The sequence below is a fragment of the Coleofasciculus chthonoplastes PCC 7420 genome, assembly GCF_000155555.1.
Lineage (GTDB): Bacteria > Cyanobacteriota > Cyanobacteriia > Cyanobacteriales > Coleofasciculaceae > Coleofasciculus > Coleofasciculus chthonoplastes_A.
The window spans coordinates 107,983-122,380 of the sequence record NZ_DS989846.1 but is presented as its reverse complement, the minus strand read 5'-3'; the positions used below and the strand labels follow the sequence as shown (position 1 = coordinate 122,380).

The 14,398-nt window shown below is 44.9% G+C and carries 11 protein-coding genes; 7 read left to right on the top strand and 4 right to left on the bottom strand.

Translation table 11 applies throughout. The annotated features are described in order from the left end of the window. The first annotated feature begins 18 nt into the window (after window positions 1–18). The 6 genes from MC7420_RS09605 (at window position 19) to MC7420_RS09580 (ending at window position 7,143) form a co-directional block, all read left to right on the top strand. A complete protein-coding gene (locus MC7420_RS09605; RefSeq protein WP_006100290.1) occupies window positions 19–234 on the top strand; it encodes a DUF3285 domain-containing protein in 216 nt (71 codons plus the stop codon). A 37-nt stretch (window positions 235–271) separates the two neighbouring features. Beyond that, entirely contained in the window at window positions 272–799 is a 528-nt protein-coding gene (gene ybeY / locus MC7420_RS09600; RefSeq protein WP_044206205.1) for an rRNA maturation RNase YbeY, read from the top strand. 50 nt (window positions 800–849) lie between these two features. Next, window positions 850–1,365, top strand: a complete 516-nt coding sequence (locus MC7420_RS09595) for a diacylglycerol kinase family protein (protein WP_006100175.1) — start codon at window positions 850–852, stop codon at window positions 1,363–1,365. A gap of 72 nt (window positions 1,366–1,437) precedes the next feature. Next, window positions 1,438–2,058 (top strand): anthranilate synthase component II, encoded by a 621-nt coding sequence (locus MC7420_RS09590; protein ID WP_006100129.1) that lies wholly within the window; start codon window positions 1,438–1,440, stop codon window positions 2,056–2,058. 26 nt (window positions 2,059–2,084) lie between these two features. Then, window positions 2,085–2,873 carry an MBL fold metallo-hydrolase gene (locus MC7420_RS09585; protein ID WP_006100193.1) on the top strand — a complete coding sequence of 263 codons (789 nt, stop codon included), beginning with the start codon at window positions 2,085–2,087 and terminating at the stop codon, window positions 2,871–2,873. Between the two features lie 148 nt (window positions 2,874–3,021). Beyond that, window positions 3,022–7,143, top strand: coding sequence for a CHAT domain-containing protein (locus MC7420_RS09580; RefSeq protein WP_044206202.1), 4,122 nt, complete (start codon window positions 3,022–3,024; stop codon window positions 7,141–7,143). 167 nt (window positions 7,144–7,310) lie between these two features. Here MC7420_RS09580 and MC7420_RS09575 read toward each other — a convergent pair whose 3' ends face one another. The 4 genes from MC7420_RS09575 to MC7420_RS09555 form a co-directional block, all read right to left on the bottom strand. Continuing rightward, window positions 7,311–8,093 (bottom strand): DUF928 domain-containing protein, encoded by a 783-nt coding sequence (locus MC7420_RS09575; protein ID WP_006100082.1) that lies wholly within the window; start codon window positions 8,091–8,093, stop codon window positions 7,311–7,313. After that, complete coding sequence (locus MC7420_RS37925; protein ID WP_006100190.1) at window positions 8,090–10,765, bottom strand: CHASE2 domain-containing protein; 2,676 nt, start codon at window positions 10,763–10,765, stop codon at window positions 8,090–8,092. Before MC7420_RS37925 ends, MC7420_RS09575 begins: the two co-directional genes overlap by 4 nt. Before the next feature lie 22 nt (window positions 10,766–10,787). Further along, window positions 10,788–11,162 carry a trypco2 family protein gene (locus MC7420_RS09560; RefSeq protein ID WP_006100318.1) on the bottom strand — a complete coding sequence of 125 codons (375 nt, stop codon included), beginning with the start codon at window positions 11,160–11,162 and terminating at the stop codon, window positions 10,788–10,790. Window positions 11,163–11,282: 120 nt separating this feature from the next. Further along, window positions 11,283–12,329 (bottom strand): Fic family protein, encoded by a 1,047-nt coding sequence (locus MC7420_RS09555; protein ID WP_044206199.1) that lies wholly within the window; start codon window positions 12,327–12,329, stop codon window positions 11,283–11,285. A 295-nt stretch (window positions 12,330–12,624) separates the two neighbouring features. Here MC7420_RS09555 and MC7420_RS09550 point away from each other — a divergent pair, with 295 nt between their 5' ends. After that, a complete protein-coding gene (locus MC7420_RS09550; RefSeq protein WP_052307447.1) occupies window positions 12,625–13,704 on the top strand; it encodes an SGNH/GDSL hydrolase family protein in 1,080 nt (359 codons plus the stop codon). Window positions 13,705–14,398 lie beyond the last annotated feature (694 nt).

Genomic DNA, 14,398 nt, shown 5'->3' with positions numbered 1-14,398 from the left:
CATTACTGACCATTACTGATGAGTCAATCCTCAACACCCCCGGATACAGCGAAGCCGCCGTTTGCTGAACAGCCAACACCAGCCAACGCCGCTTTGAATGAACCGAAACCCAGTTACGTGAAATTAGCCATGCGTAACATGGTGCGTAAAGGAGGCAAATCCCTACAACACTTTTTTCTAACCAGCGTGGGTTTGTTAGCTGTGCTGATTGGTTTAGCTTACCTGACTCGTTAACGTTCCCATAGCTCATCTCACACCAGAGGCGGCACAAGTGAATATCGAACTAATAGTGCAGGATTGTTTCTTTGAAGCCTCCCAGTCAGCGACTCCGGAAGCTAATTCCCTGACGAACCCAATTTCCACCTCCACTTGGGAACATTGGTTCAGCCAATGGCTAGAAACACTGCACCCCGATAATCCGCCAGCGCCGACGCATGAACTGACACTACGCCTGACTGATGACGCAGAAATTCAGGCACTTAATTCTCAGTTCCGCCACAAAAATCAACCCACTGATGTACTCTCCTTTGCCGCATTAGAGGTAGACTCGCCTCAGATACCTCCAGATATGCAAGCGGCTGAATCAGTCTACCTGGGCGATTTAGTCATTTCAGTGGAAACAGCTTATCGCCAAGCCCAACACCAGGGTCATCCCTTGAGTATAGAGCTGGCTTGGTTAGCAACCCATGGGTTGCTACATCTTTTAGGGTGGGATCATCCGGACGAGGAAAGCTTGCAACGAATGCTAAACCAGCAGCAGGCTTTGCTCCAGATTGTCAACTTGACGTTACCCGTATAATGACACTGGATTCGGTGTCAGTTCATTACTAGCAATGGAATTCAATCCCCATGGTTTATAACAATACTCACTCTCCCAATTCTCAATACTTAGTTCCCGGTTCCCGGTCGATAGTGCATGACTTGTCACTGCAAAATCAGCCAGAGTCTGACCCGAATCAAAGATTTAAACGAGACTTGGCTTGGTGTATTGCCCCAACCCTAATGGTTAGTTTTAAATATGCTTGGGCGGGAGTTCGCTATGCCTTTGTCACCCAACGGAACTTTCGCATTCATACCCTGATTGGCACAGTGGCAATCACTTTGGCGATTTTGTTAGAATTGCCGCCTGTAGAAATTGCGGTAATTGGCTTGACCAGTGGGCTAGTGATGACCCTGGAATTGCTGAATACAGCAGTTGAGGCAGTGGTTGACTTGACGGTTAAACAGTCCTATCATAAGCTGGCAAAAGTTGCCAAAGACTGTGCGGCAGGTGCAGTTCTCATCTCCGCGATCGCAGCCCTACTCGTTGCTGGTTCCCTACTTTTACCGCCCTTGGTGACTCGCATCCTGTTACTGATGCGCTAAGCTATTTTTTTAACCTAAATTAAAGTGTAATGGTTTGTCGTGGTTAGGGTAAGATACCCAGGAGTGTAAATTTTGATTGTTGTCATTGATAACTACGACAGTTTTACCTATAACTTGGTGCAGTATCTAGGGGAACTTGGGTTCACATTTCCGATTGCCACGGATATTCAGGTATACCGCAATGACCAAATTGACCTAGATCAACTGCGCCAATTAAATCCCGATGGGATAGTAATTTCCCCAGGACCCGGACGTCCGGATGATGCCGGGATCTCTTGTGAGTTAATTGACCAACTTGGTGCAACTGTACCCATCTTAGGCGTTTGTCTGGGTCATCAAAGTATTGGTCAAGTCTTTGGCGGAAACATTATCTCAGCCCCCCTGTTGATGCATGGCAAAACCTCGGAAATTTATCATACTGGCGTCGGTGTTTTCCAGAATTTGCCCAATCCCTTTGTCGCCACTCGATATCACAGTCTAGTAATTGAGCGAGACACCTGTCCAGAGGCGCTGGAAATTACTGCTTGGGTAGAAGATGGCACAATTATGGGGGTGAGACACCGGAACTATCCCCATCTTCAAGGCGTCCAATTTCATCCAGAGAGTGTTTTGACCGATTGCGGTAAACAGTTATTGCAAAATTTCTTAGTTTCTCTTCCAGCATCGACTCAAAACCCAATGGTTCTAGCTTAAGTTTGAGGAGTATTGATTAACTAACGATGAAACGGCGACAGTTGATGCGCTACGTGGGTGCAGGGGTGCTTGGCACTTTGGGAACGACATTGGCTTCACAATTTCAGTTGGCTGAGGCGCAGTCGGCGAGTGGAACACTGACAGTTAAGTGGTTAGGACATACCTGTTTTTTGTTTACAGGTGGAGGGATGCGGATTTTGGTGAATCCGTTTCGGACAGTCGGGTGTACCGCAGGTTATCGTCCGCCAAAAGTGGAGTCGGATTTGGTTTTAATTAGTTCTCAGTTGTTGGATGAAGGTGCGGCTGAGGGATTGCCAGGAAATCCGCGTATTTTGTTTCAACCGGGAGTTTATCAGATTGGGGGGATTCGATTCCAAGGAATTAGCATTCCTCATGATCGCTACGGGGGACGCCGATTGGGAAATAATGTGGCATGGCAATGGGAGCAAAGTGGGATTAAACTTCTCCATTTAGGTGGCGCAGCTGCACCGATTGAAATTGAGCAGAAAATTCTCATGGGGCGTCCGGATGTGGCATTTGTGCCTGTGGGCGGCAGTATTAAAGCCTATAATCCGAGGGAGGCGAAAGACGCGATCGCGGTGTTGAATCCGAAGATGGTCATCCCAACTCATTTCCGTACTCAAGCCGCTGATGAAACCTGTCAGGGCGACTATGGGATTGAACCCGTGGATGAGTTTTTAACGGTGATGGAGGGAATGCCTGTAAGTCGGGTGAACAGCGATATGCTGACGTTGAAACCCTCAGATTTGCCCCAGGATGGTGCGATGATTAAAGTGTTGAGTTATCGATTCTAATTATTGCACTCAGTCGGGGCGGGTTTAGTCGAATCTGGGTTAGGTAAAAAACGATAATGGTAAAACCCGCCCCTACATAGGGCTTAGGCTTTTGATCAATTCATATTTTGTGGGTCTGTATCATATATAATTTCTCCAGATATATCTAGTGGTAGAATATCAGCAACTCGACATAGCCTTGTCTGTTATCGTTCTGTGTCTGTCAAACTCGCTAGCAGTCGCTCGTGGAGCGGATACCGAAAAACTCAAACCTGTGCCAGTGCCTACCACAGCATATTCTAAGCTAAAACCGACGACCTCCAGCTCCCTGGCACAAGCTTCTACAACCCCATCTCCACAACAACCATCTACTCCATCTAAACCGAGTGAATCAGAACCAGAAGTGTTAATATCTGAGGTTATAGTCACGGGGGTAGAAGGTCAAATTAAAGATATAATTTACGCAGCCATTGAGACTAAACCAGGAACTATCTTTAACCAGTCTAAAGTACAAGCAGATGCAGGAATTATCTATTCTTATGGCACTTTCTCAGATGTCCGATGGGTGCTGCAAGATACAAGGCTGACGTTTGAGGTAAAGCTTAATCCAGTGTTACGCTCGGTGGAAATTGTTGGAACCCCAACTCCACCTCAGAATTTTATTGACAGTATTTTCTCTGAGCAGTATGGTGTAGTATTAGCATGGCAATCCTTAGCAAGAGAAATTGAGAGATTAAACCAATGGTATCAAAAAAGTGACTATTTTTTTGCTCGTGTGGTGGAAAGTCAGCCAATAATTATGCAGCCACAAGTCACGGAAGATGGCACGGTTATGTTGACGGTTTCAGAAGGTAAAATCAAGGATATTCAGGTTCGATTCCTTGGCACAAAGGGGGAAATAAGAGATGAGCAAGGTAAGCCTATTTCTGGTAAAATACCCATTTCTACAATTTTACAGGCAATGGAATCAAAGCCTGGACAGGTGTTTAGGCGAGATCGACTTGCTAGCGATCTGCAAAGAATATTTGGGTTAGGTTTTTTTGAAGATGTGCGAGTCTCATTGGACTATGAACAAGACTCTAATCAAGTCTCTGTAGAGATAGATGTTATTGAGAAACCAGATGAAAAATCTTTAGAAGAGTTAGGAATAACACCCGCATTACGACAACAAGCGATCGCATCTGATGTAACTAGATCGCTTGGTGAGATATACTTCGACTGGGAAGACTATCAAAAGGCACAAGTTAAGTTCCAAGAAGTGCTGCAAATCTACCGAGCGACTAACGAAAAAAACAGACAGGCTATAACGCTTAATCGTATTGGTCGCGTCCACGATGCAGTAAAAGAGTATCCGGAGGCAATTGCTAACTATCAAGAAGCTTTGCAAACTTTAGAGTCTATAGAAAATCTCGTTGAGCAAGCCGGAGTTCTTAACAACCTGAGCAACACTCATGATGAGCTTGGTGATTTATACAAGGATATGGGAAATATGTCAGCTTCTCGACAGGAGTATCAATTAGCACTCGAATATCGCCGAAAGTCGCTATCACTCTTCCAAGAATTGAAGACTATACCTCCTGAAGTAGAAGCCGGGGTTTTTCTTAATACTATTGGACTTCTTTACAATGACTTAAAAAATTATCAACAAGCGCATGATATCTACCAGCAAGCACTGCGGTTAGTACAGACGACTGAGCAGCAACCAAATCAAGTTGCCTACCCATACGATACATTTGATGATATTACAGCTAATTCAAAACTTTTTTCGGACATAAACTTCCTGAAAGGAATGATTCTTTTTAATATGGGTAATACCTATCAACGTTCGGGTAATTACCAGCAAGCAATATATGCATTTCATACTTCTTTATCGCTAATGCAATCCGCTAGACAGACTTATGAAAGACAAGGGTTTCCAGAATTTCCTAAAGATTCAAGGGCTTGGGTCCTAATGTTCGAGAGTTGGTCAGCAGGTTACCTTGGTATAACTTACGCAAATGTAAGAGAACCTCAATTAGCACAAAAGTATCGTGAAGAAGCACTGAAAGTAGCATCAAAAATTGGGGTAAATGCTGTAGAAAATTTTACTCGTAACTTCTTCACCTCCTTCTCGTCTGACCCAAACTTGGATGAAGTTGAATCTATTAGACAATCACGTTCATTTTGGACGTCTTTTGGAACTCAAGGGGAAACAATTTGGCAGATTTATCTTGCTGATACACTCGCTGAATCTGAGGAAATGAATGATAAGCAGCAGGCACTTGATTTGTATAACCAAGCACTTTCTCAAATACAAGAAAATAAAGAGTTTTTACGAGCTAATACACTCAATTCCGTTGGTAAATTACTTATAGATATAGGAAACCCCCAAGAGGCAATCACCTGGCATCAACAAGCTTTGAACTTATTGCAAAAGCTCAAGAATAGCCGTGGAGAAGCGGCAACACTTTCGTTGCTTGGGAATGCATTCTCTAACCTAAAACAGTATGACCAAGCTCTTGCTTTCTATAATCAAGCATTGCAAATGCAGCGAGAATTGCAGGATAGTTCAGGAGAAGCTGATACTCGTTATGGCATTGCATCCCTCGAACGTAGTCGGGGAAATTTCATCCAAGCTCGGAATGAAATAGAAGCAGCTATTAAAATTGTCGAATCAAAGCCCAAAGAGACTGAAACTGGTGCTGGTGTTAGTTTTAGAATTGAATCTTTAACTGAGGATTTTAGAAATTCTGTCTCCGGTCAGTTGACAGGTACAAGCTACACAGAAATTATCGATGCTCAACCCCTTGAACTCAACAGTAGTGACTATGGGTCATACATCAACCTAGCTTCCTACCTTGAGAGTAAACAGAGATACTACGAGTTCTACATTGACTTGTTGATGCAACAACATCAGAAGCATCCAGAGCGGGGATACGATAGAGAAGCTCTGGAACTCAGTGAACGCTCTCGCGGACGCAGCCTTCAAACCTTTGTTAATGCAGCAACAATCAACAATGAAACTCAGGCTCAAACGCTTGCTGAACAAAACGCTGTGGCGTTAAATCAGCCCCTGAAATTTGTAGAAATTCAACAGTTACTTGATCAGGATACGTTACTGCTAGAGTATTTTCTGGGTAAGGAACGTAGCTACTTGTGGGTTGTATCTAGAGATGAGCAATCAAATACTAGCACCATCAAGAGTTATGTGCTACCTAAAGGCAAAGACATTGAACAAGTAGCACGGCGTTTCTATGACTTCTTGACTGTACCCAGTTTGCGAGTTAGACCGAATAAAACAGCCCAAGCTGGAATAAAACTCAGTGAGATGATTCTCGCTCCCGCTCGTGAGCAACTTAAACAACAGCGTTTGTTAATTGCAGCCGATGGCATTCTCCAATACATCCCCTTTAGTGCTTTACCAATTCCTCAGGCTGATCAGACGCTAGATCCTGAAAATATTGCGGCTTCAACTCAACCCTTGCTGGTAAATCATGAAGTTGTCAATCTCCCCTCCGCATCAGTTCTGGCTCTGATTCGCCAACGTCAAGGAACTCGTCATCCCGCGCCTCAAGAATTAGCGGTATTTGCTGACCCCGTTTTCGATCTAGAGGACAAGCGATTGGTGATAAACTCTGATCAGATGGCTCCACAATTCCAGCTATTTTCTTCAGCACTAACGGCATCAACGGGAACCCATTCAAATCCTAACCTTCCTGGTATTATTCAACTCTACCCGCGATTACCAGGAACCCGTGAATCGGCAGAACAGATTCTGGCTTTTGTTCCCGAATCGGAGCGACGACAATTGTTTGATTTCGATGCCAATCTGGAAAATGCGGCTAGTCCAGAATTGCAGCAGTATAACATTGTTCATTTTGACACCCACGGTATTCTAGATAGTCAGAATCCTGAAAAGTCTGGTGTGGTTTTGTCAGGAGTTAATCGAGAGGGTGAATGGCAAATGGGATTGCTTTCCCCTAGACTGGTTTTTAATCTACAGTTACCTGCCGAGCTGATTGTTTTGAGCGGTTGTCGTACTGGCTTAGGTAAACAAGTCAAGGGAGAAGGGCTGGTTGGTTTAACCAGCAGCTTCATGTATGCGGGAGCCGAGCGGGTAGTTGTGAGTCTGTGGAGTGTTGAAGATCGGGCAACCTCTGAACTAATGACTCGGTTCTATCAAGGTATATTTCAGGAGCAACTCCCAGTTGCCAAAGCACTGAGAAAAGCTCAACTTTCTATGTTACAAGATCCCCAATGGCAACTTCCTTACTACTGGGCAGCTTTTACGCTACAAGGAGAGTGGAATTGATACCGAGTTGCGCTCTTTCCGTAGTAGAGAGGAAGATCAGGGACGTAGGGGCGGGTTTTACAGATAACATTTTGCCACATACTGATAACTTAACTAAACCCGCCCTTCTAATACCATGAGAATTGGTATAAGGAAGCTTGGTAGGAGTTGAGCTAATTTTGTCCAGATTAATTGGGTAGAGAATAGGTAGTCCAAGACGGTGAAATAGTCTCAGGTAAGCCAATAGTTTGTAATAAATCCTGCCAGTCATCCTGTAGCTCCTGCTGCTGAGGATGGGTGCGTTGAAGCTGAGCTAAAAGGGTGAGTGTTTCATACCACAATCCTTGATCGGCATAGGCAAAGAGCAAGGCTTTATCGGTAGCTGTTTGTAACTGATTGCTCAAGGCAAGATTGACAGGAACTCGCTCGATCCAACCGTTAACCGTTGCATCAGCCGAGCGATTAGCTGGGTTACAAATCACAGAAAACACCCAACGGTACTGCTCACCTTCTTTTAGCGGTGGTATCGTTTGGGGCAGTTGCAGGCTGACAATTCCTGATGGTTGGGTCAAGGGAAACGTCGTAGCATAGACATCATCCTCATTTTCATCAATCAAAACAAACTCAGCATTACGCTGGGATCGGGGAAAATAGGGAACATAAAACCAAAAGGACGGACGTTCAGAAATAGTTGGCTCAACAAAGGGTATTCCAGCATCAGTCGCCGGAACCAACGCAGTTAGAGGTTGATCGACATTAGGACAGCGATCGCGCACGGCTCCGCCTCGGTGACGTCCCGTTGGGGTTCCTCCAGAACGAGTACCCAAGAAAAACCGTTTGATTTTGGCAATCAACCCTGAGCGACGCTGTGATTGTGCTTGAGTCGGTGGAATAAAAACCAGTAGGTTAGTCAGGATGGAGACTAAGACTAAAGGGAGAATTACCTTAGTCGCTAACTTCAGTTTCGTCATGATTGGTGAGGTAGACGTGCGGTGCGATCGCGGGATAGGAAAGCCATATATTTGACGATTCCACTGGTACCGACTAAAGCCAGTGCCGATGGAATCAATGGTATCCAAAGATTACCAACTGTTAAACTGATCAAGCAAGTCAAATATAATACGAGAACTCCGCCGCCTGTGGCGATTCCCAAGTGCTTGGGCGATCGCAGGTAGCCTGCCAAAATACCGCCGACGAAAGACCAGCCGCCAATCCAGAGAATTTCTATATACTGTGACCAGACTTGTAAGAGAGGTCGGCTATCGAGTACAGCACTGAGAATTTGACTGATCATGTGAGCATGTACGATGATGCCAGGAATCGTACCATAGGGTGTAGACCAATTATCGTGAATCCCTTGAGTCGCCGTTACACCAATCAAAACAATTTTGTCATGCACATCTTCTGGATCAAATTGATTATTTAAAACTTGTTCCAGGGTCAAGCGTTTAGCCACATTTGCTGCTCCAGAACCCGTAGCACGGTAATTCAGCAACACTTGAAAACCATCAGCATTCACATCCTGATAACCGCCAGTAAAGGGTTGTAGTTTTTGGAAGAGGATACCACCCAGTTGCAGATTCTTCCCCGATCGGAACGGATTGTGATACTCGCTGTTTTTTCCCGGCTCTAATTGCAAATAACGATGTGCCAGCAACAAGCTAAACGAGCGTTCTGTCCGACAAGCCGAACCGGGTAAGGGTTCTAAAGCCATAAGATGCCGACGCACGGTATTGTCAATGTCTACGACAAAATCGCTGAAACCAATACGTTCTGGTGCTAATTCCTTGGGTGGATCAATACCCGGTGCAATTTTTTTACCGTGCTGGTCGGTTTCAGGTACTTTACAGACTGCATAAAAGTGGTTTTGTCCCATATTTTCCACTAACCCTGGCACAGTGGGATCAGCAGGAAAGTCACGATATAAATCCAAACCAATTAATCGAGGTTTATGCGGCTCTAGCCTGTCCAGAAGGCGGTTGAGCGACGGATCTGCCAACGTTCCTTGTCCTTTCTCCTGACGACTATTTTGCGCCAGAATATCATTGTCAGTAATTTCGACAATTAACAAGCGTGAATCCACACCTTCATCCCCTCGGAGTTGCATCAGGTGGTCAAACGCTTTTAATTCCAACCATTCCAACTGACCAAAAAAGCGTAACCCAATCAACGTACCCGTTACCATTAGACTGATTGTTAGTATAGTCCGGAGACTCAAACCACTGAGCCAGACTGGGTGAACTGGTTTAACTAACCCTGGTAATGGTGGTGTTGGCAACGGAGGTGGTGCAACCAACTGATCCACCGGATTAGATGTTAACGCGATCGGCGAAGCGATAGTATTGGACGCAGCAAATAGCTGTCCACCTTGATTATCTTGCCAGCGCAAGTAGAGAACCGGACGATACCACTGATTGCCTTCAGCCCCCATTGCTTCTCGTCCCTGACTTACTGCTATTGCCAGAGAGTTTTTCTGTCCCAGAGAGCGATAAAACTGCTCGGCAAACTTGGTTGCACTCTGAACACTAACGGAATACTGCATGGCTACCACCGCAGGTATCCGGTGACCGATCAAATTTTGAGCTGTGCCATTAAATACAGAGTCTCCGGCGACTGCCATTCCAGATTGACAAGCACTGAGTACCGTTAAGGCCACCCTTGAAGATTGGCGATCGCTATCTGTAAAGCTTGACAGATGCAACATCGCGCCCAGTTCTTTGGCACTAACATAATCGGGTTGACCCTGCTCATCCTCAAAAACCATGTACCCTTGGGCTTCAGGTAAGGCTGTATTGCACACTCGGCATCGATCAGCTTTGATTCCTTTATGGATCGTGCCACACTGCTCATTTAGACAACGTTTACCAAATAGACCATGACCATCAAAATGTAATACATGAGGAGCTTCTGCTCCCCGATGTTCGGTTAAATAGGCTCGTAGCTGATTCTGGGTAGCACGTTCGAGTTTAAACAGGCGAATATGTCCTGTTTGTTGGGCATTCTGGAGTCCCTGATAAATGGCTTGCTGTTCTTGGGTAGAAAGTTGTTTCAATCCTTCGTCAGGATCGAAAGCAGCCGATGAAACCAGCAAGACATTCATTTGTTCAACTGGCGGTAAATTAGGCGGAACGGTGTCATGGGCAATATAGCGAGAAAACGTAACCTGGTAATGGGCTAAAAATCGTTGCCCGTCATGGATCAATTCCCAGGGATAATCTGCCAGCCTCAAGCGCTGCACCGAATCTGCTTCAAACTTAAACTGGATATGCAGTTGGGTATTTTTGCCCTCAGCAACCCGCAGGGCTGACTGCAATGCCTTCTCTACTTTACTACCAGGAGGAAAAAGTGCCTGGTAGAGCGATCGCCCAATCGTTTTGAGCCTATGGGGGTCAAAAGCAGAGCGATCGCTCGTCAGGATTCCCACTTTAACCATCCAATCCTGTTCTCCCAGCTTGGGGAAATTTTTAGGATTGAAGCTGGTAGATTCCAGAGTCTTGATCAGGGTAGTTCGCCAGTCGTTTTCTCCCTCAAAAAAGGGTAGGGATGACTCGGTTTCCCCTTCACTAGCAGGAGATTGAGTCACGATCGCTCTAAATCGAGTGGGATGCTGGTTGGGAGACAGATATAGCTCAAAGAGTTCCACGGGTTTGCTTGGTCACCCCTACTTAGAATTGGTCACCTAGAGTACTACCATCATCGATATTTTTAGTAAGAGCTTCAATACTCTTATCCACAAACTCCTGCATTCGCTCTGGGTGACGTTTTCGGTAGAGTCCTAGCAATGTCTCCTTATTCACAAGGGGAGAGAGCGTAACCTTCACCTTCTGCACATCATCCCGACTACCTCCCCCTGCTAATTCCAGGACGTAGATTTTCACCCCACCCTTTCCTTCCTTCTTCACCATCACCTGTAGCTCGAGTTCAACGGAATCGACGCTCATAAATGGGATATCTGTCTCCTGATCAGGAGAGGTTGCAAGCAGTTCTCGCTTAACTTGCTCAATTAGTTCTGCTAGTCCAATGAGATTATCTTCTGACATCGGTTAAAATTTGCTATAAAAAGTCAAACTGCATTCAGTCGGGGCGGGTTTAGTTACATCTGGGTTAGGTAAAAAACGATAATGGTAAAACCCGCCCCTACAGAGAACTGTACCTTGTACCTATTGCTTCTGCCAACGCGCATCCACCCCACGCCCCTGACAAGTCAAACGTCCTGCATCCCTCTCCCGACGCAAGATACGACGAATCAAATCAATCCCCACCGTTGGACATCGCTCCTGCAACTCTCGAATCGAAAATTCTTTGGGCAGATTGTTAATCACATCCAACACCATTGCCGTTTTCGTTCCCCTCGTAGACGTAACCACCCCTACCCTTGTCTCAAACTCCCGATACGCCGACAGCACCATCACTCCCAAAAAATATTCCCACCATGGTAATAAGTTATGCTGTCCTTCATGCCAATCTTGGGAAGACTGGTATAGCGTATCATAGTAACTTTCCTTCGTTCTCTCGACAATCCGCTCTAAGCTAATAAATCGCCCCACCTCATAACCCGCTTTATAAAGCAGCAATAGGGTAATCAACCTTGCCATTCGCCCATTCCCATCTAAAAACGGGTGAATGCACAAAAAATCTAGGATATAGGTAGGAATGAGTAATAACGGTTCGATCGCACCCGAGTGCCAACAGCGATTAAACTGCTCATGCAAACGTTCCATGGCTTCAGGTGTGGCATAAGCTGGAATGGGTCGAAACCGCACCACTTTAGTTCCATCCGGATAGGTAGCACTAATTTCGTTATCTACCGTTTTCCAGCGCCCACCTGTATTGACCGCAAACTGGTAAAGGTCACGATGAAATTGTAAAACAATATTAGGCGTAAAAGGGATATGGGCATAGCTCGTGTGAATCGTCGTTAGGACATCCCGATACCCAGCAATTTCCTGTTCCGAGCGATCTCGTGGCGTTGTTTTTTCCGTCACCAGTTTCTTAATCCGCTCCAACGGTACCGTAATCCCTTCAATCCGGTTAGAAGACTCTGTACTCTGAATAACCGCCGCTTGGCGCAGCGTTTCCAGAACTTGGGGCGCTTGTTCTTTGAATAACTCTTGCTTTCCCTTATACTCTCCAATCAGGCGAATCGTTTGCAGCAGTCCTTGGTTAATGGGTTGCTGCTCAATCAACCCCTGTTCAAATGATTTCATTGCCAGTCTTTATTGCCTTATTAAGTTTGAGAAACCGCCAAGCTTTCCCAAAGAGTATCATTGCAGTGCTGATACCTGCTCCCTGTTCCCTCAGAACCCTTTTGACTTGTGTTTCCTGCCTTCTGCTATCACTGCTATTGACCTACCTGTTTCATTAGAACACAATTAATGAGTCTTTACACTAATAAATATTTACAAAAAATAATAAGATAAAGATTCAATACAACTTATTCTTTAGATGATCATTTTATGTAAATTCGGTATATAAGAGTCGTGACAGGAGTGTGAAATTAAAATGATGAAAATTACCGCAATAGCTACAGGATTTTCCCTTTTATCTTTATTGTACCCGCTAAGTGCTGAGGCAATCCAATTCAATCAGATTTATGTGTTTAGCGATAGCTCCGCTGATCCCGGCAATGTCTTCAATGTGACTTCAGCCGCCAACTCGTCAGGTTTACCCGTACCGATTACCCCTAGTCCACCTTACTTTGAAGGACGTTTTTCTAATGGCTACAACTGGATAGACATTCTCACATCGGAATTGGGAGTTGATTTGATTCCATCGACTGAATTAACGGTGGGAGAACCAATCATTCCATCAATCCCACCAGCGGTCAATTTTAATTTCGGTGGTGCTACCGCAACTAATAGCGTTAACTTTGCCTTTGGTGGCGCTCAGACAGGATTGGGTAATGTCTTTCCTGAGTTAGGCGTAGGAGTTCTCACCGAGATTAACGGTTTTATTAATGACCTGAATGTTGCTCAAACATCGGCTAATCCTGACGCCCTTTATATTGTATGGGCAGGTAATAATGATTATAGTAAGGGTGGGCTTCGCGATAGTACTGAACCCATCAACAATTTATTTACTGGGGTGACGGCTTTAGCGGACGCTGGCGCTCGTAATTTCTTCATTCCTAACTTGCCCGATTTGGGCAAAACGCCCCGAGCGATTATACAGGGAGAAGCAGCGGAACTCACCCAAGTGAGTGCGGAACATAACGCGGGTTTAACGACAATGTTCGATGATTTGCGTCTCACCTATGATGATATAAACATCATACCGTTTGATCTGGCGTCTCTGTTTCAAGAGGTTATCACCCAGCCTGATGAATTTGGTTTCACCAATGTGACTGAGCCTTGCTTCACTGAATTGGGTGTATGTTCTAACCCCGATGAGTACTTATTCTGGGATGACATCCATCCAACGGCTCAAGGTCATGCTTTATGGGGAGACTATGCATACGCTGCGCTCCAGGATGCTGGCGTAGAACCTAAATCCGTTCCAGAACCCGCGTTTTCTATCCCACTACTATTAATGGGGATAGGTTTTTTGCTGCAATCAACTGTTCGTTATCGCAATTCTCTATGAAGGAGAGCGCTGACTTAAGCCTAGAACTAAAGTTCTGGCTCAAAGCTTAAACCCGTTAAAACGGGTTCAAAGAGTTAGCCAGTAAGTTCCATTCTTACTTGAACCTAAAGATAAGACATTTATTTACTGGTCTGCGAATTTGCAATATTTCGCTTAAGTCAGCACTATTCCAGTTAGGATAATTACATTTTCCCATTATGAAGTAAGCCTAAGGGAAAACCACCGCATCTGTCAATCCCTCCAATAGGATTATTTTCCTCCAACCCGCTTTTGAGACAATATATATAGTACGCTGTCGCCTCAATTCTACGTTCCCCGAATCGGTTCAATAAAAGCGCGATCGCATCCGTCTCTTGGCTGGCTTGAGGCTTATTTTTACCAATACAATACTTTCGCTCAAAGTTCGGACAATTAGCCTGATTCCTGATCCGAGCAGAATCGTAAATTAGACCCTATAGGTCGGCACATTTTCCCATTATGAAGTAAGTATACAAGACAACTACGGTATTTGTCAATCCCTCAAATCCTTACTTTTTTCTGTTCCCTGTTGCCTCATCTCAACCGTTAACTTTAATGAAAGTCCGACTACTTACCCTAATCTTGTCGCTAAACCCGCCTCGACCCAAAGACAATAATTTTAATCGGCACAAATAAAAATTCACCCATCCTTTACTTAATTTTTATTCAAAAATTT

What these genes read in the sequence shown, in the direction of transcription:
- MC7420_RS09595 (WP_006100175.1), top strand. Translation starts at nt 850, where the DNA reads ATGGTTTATAACAATACTCACTCTCCCAATTCTCAATACTTAGTTCCC.
- MC7420_RS09585 (WP_006100193.1), top strand. Translation starts at nt 2,085, where the DNA reads ATGAAACGGCGACAGTTGATGCGCTACGTGGGTGCAGGGGTGCTTGGC.
- MC7420_RS09560 (WP_006100318.1), bottom strand. Translation starts at nt 11,162, where the DNA reads ATGTCAGAAGATAATCTCATTGGACTAGCAGAACTAATTGAGCAAGTT.
- MC7420_RS09575 (WP_006100082.1), bottom strand. Translation starts at nt 8,093, where the DNA reads ATGACGAAACTGAAGTTAGCGACTAAGGTAATTCTCCCTTTAGTCTTA.
- MC7420_RS09605 (WP_006100290.1), top strand. Translation starts at nt 19, where the DNA reads ATGAGTCAATCCTCAACACCCCCGGATACAGCGAAGCCGCCGTTTGCT.
- MC7420_RS09550 (WP_052307447.1), top strand. Translation starts at nt 12,625, where the DNA reads ATGATGAAAATTACCGCAATAGCTACAGGATTTTCCCTTTTATCTTTA.
- MC7420_RS09555 (WP_044206199.1), bottom strand. Translation starts at nt 12,329, where the DNA reads ATGAAATCATTTGAACAGGGGTTGATTGAGCAGCAACCCATTAACCAA.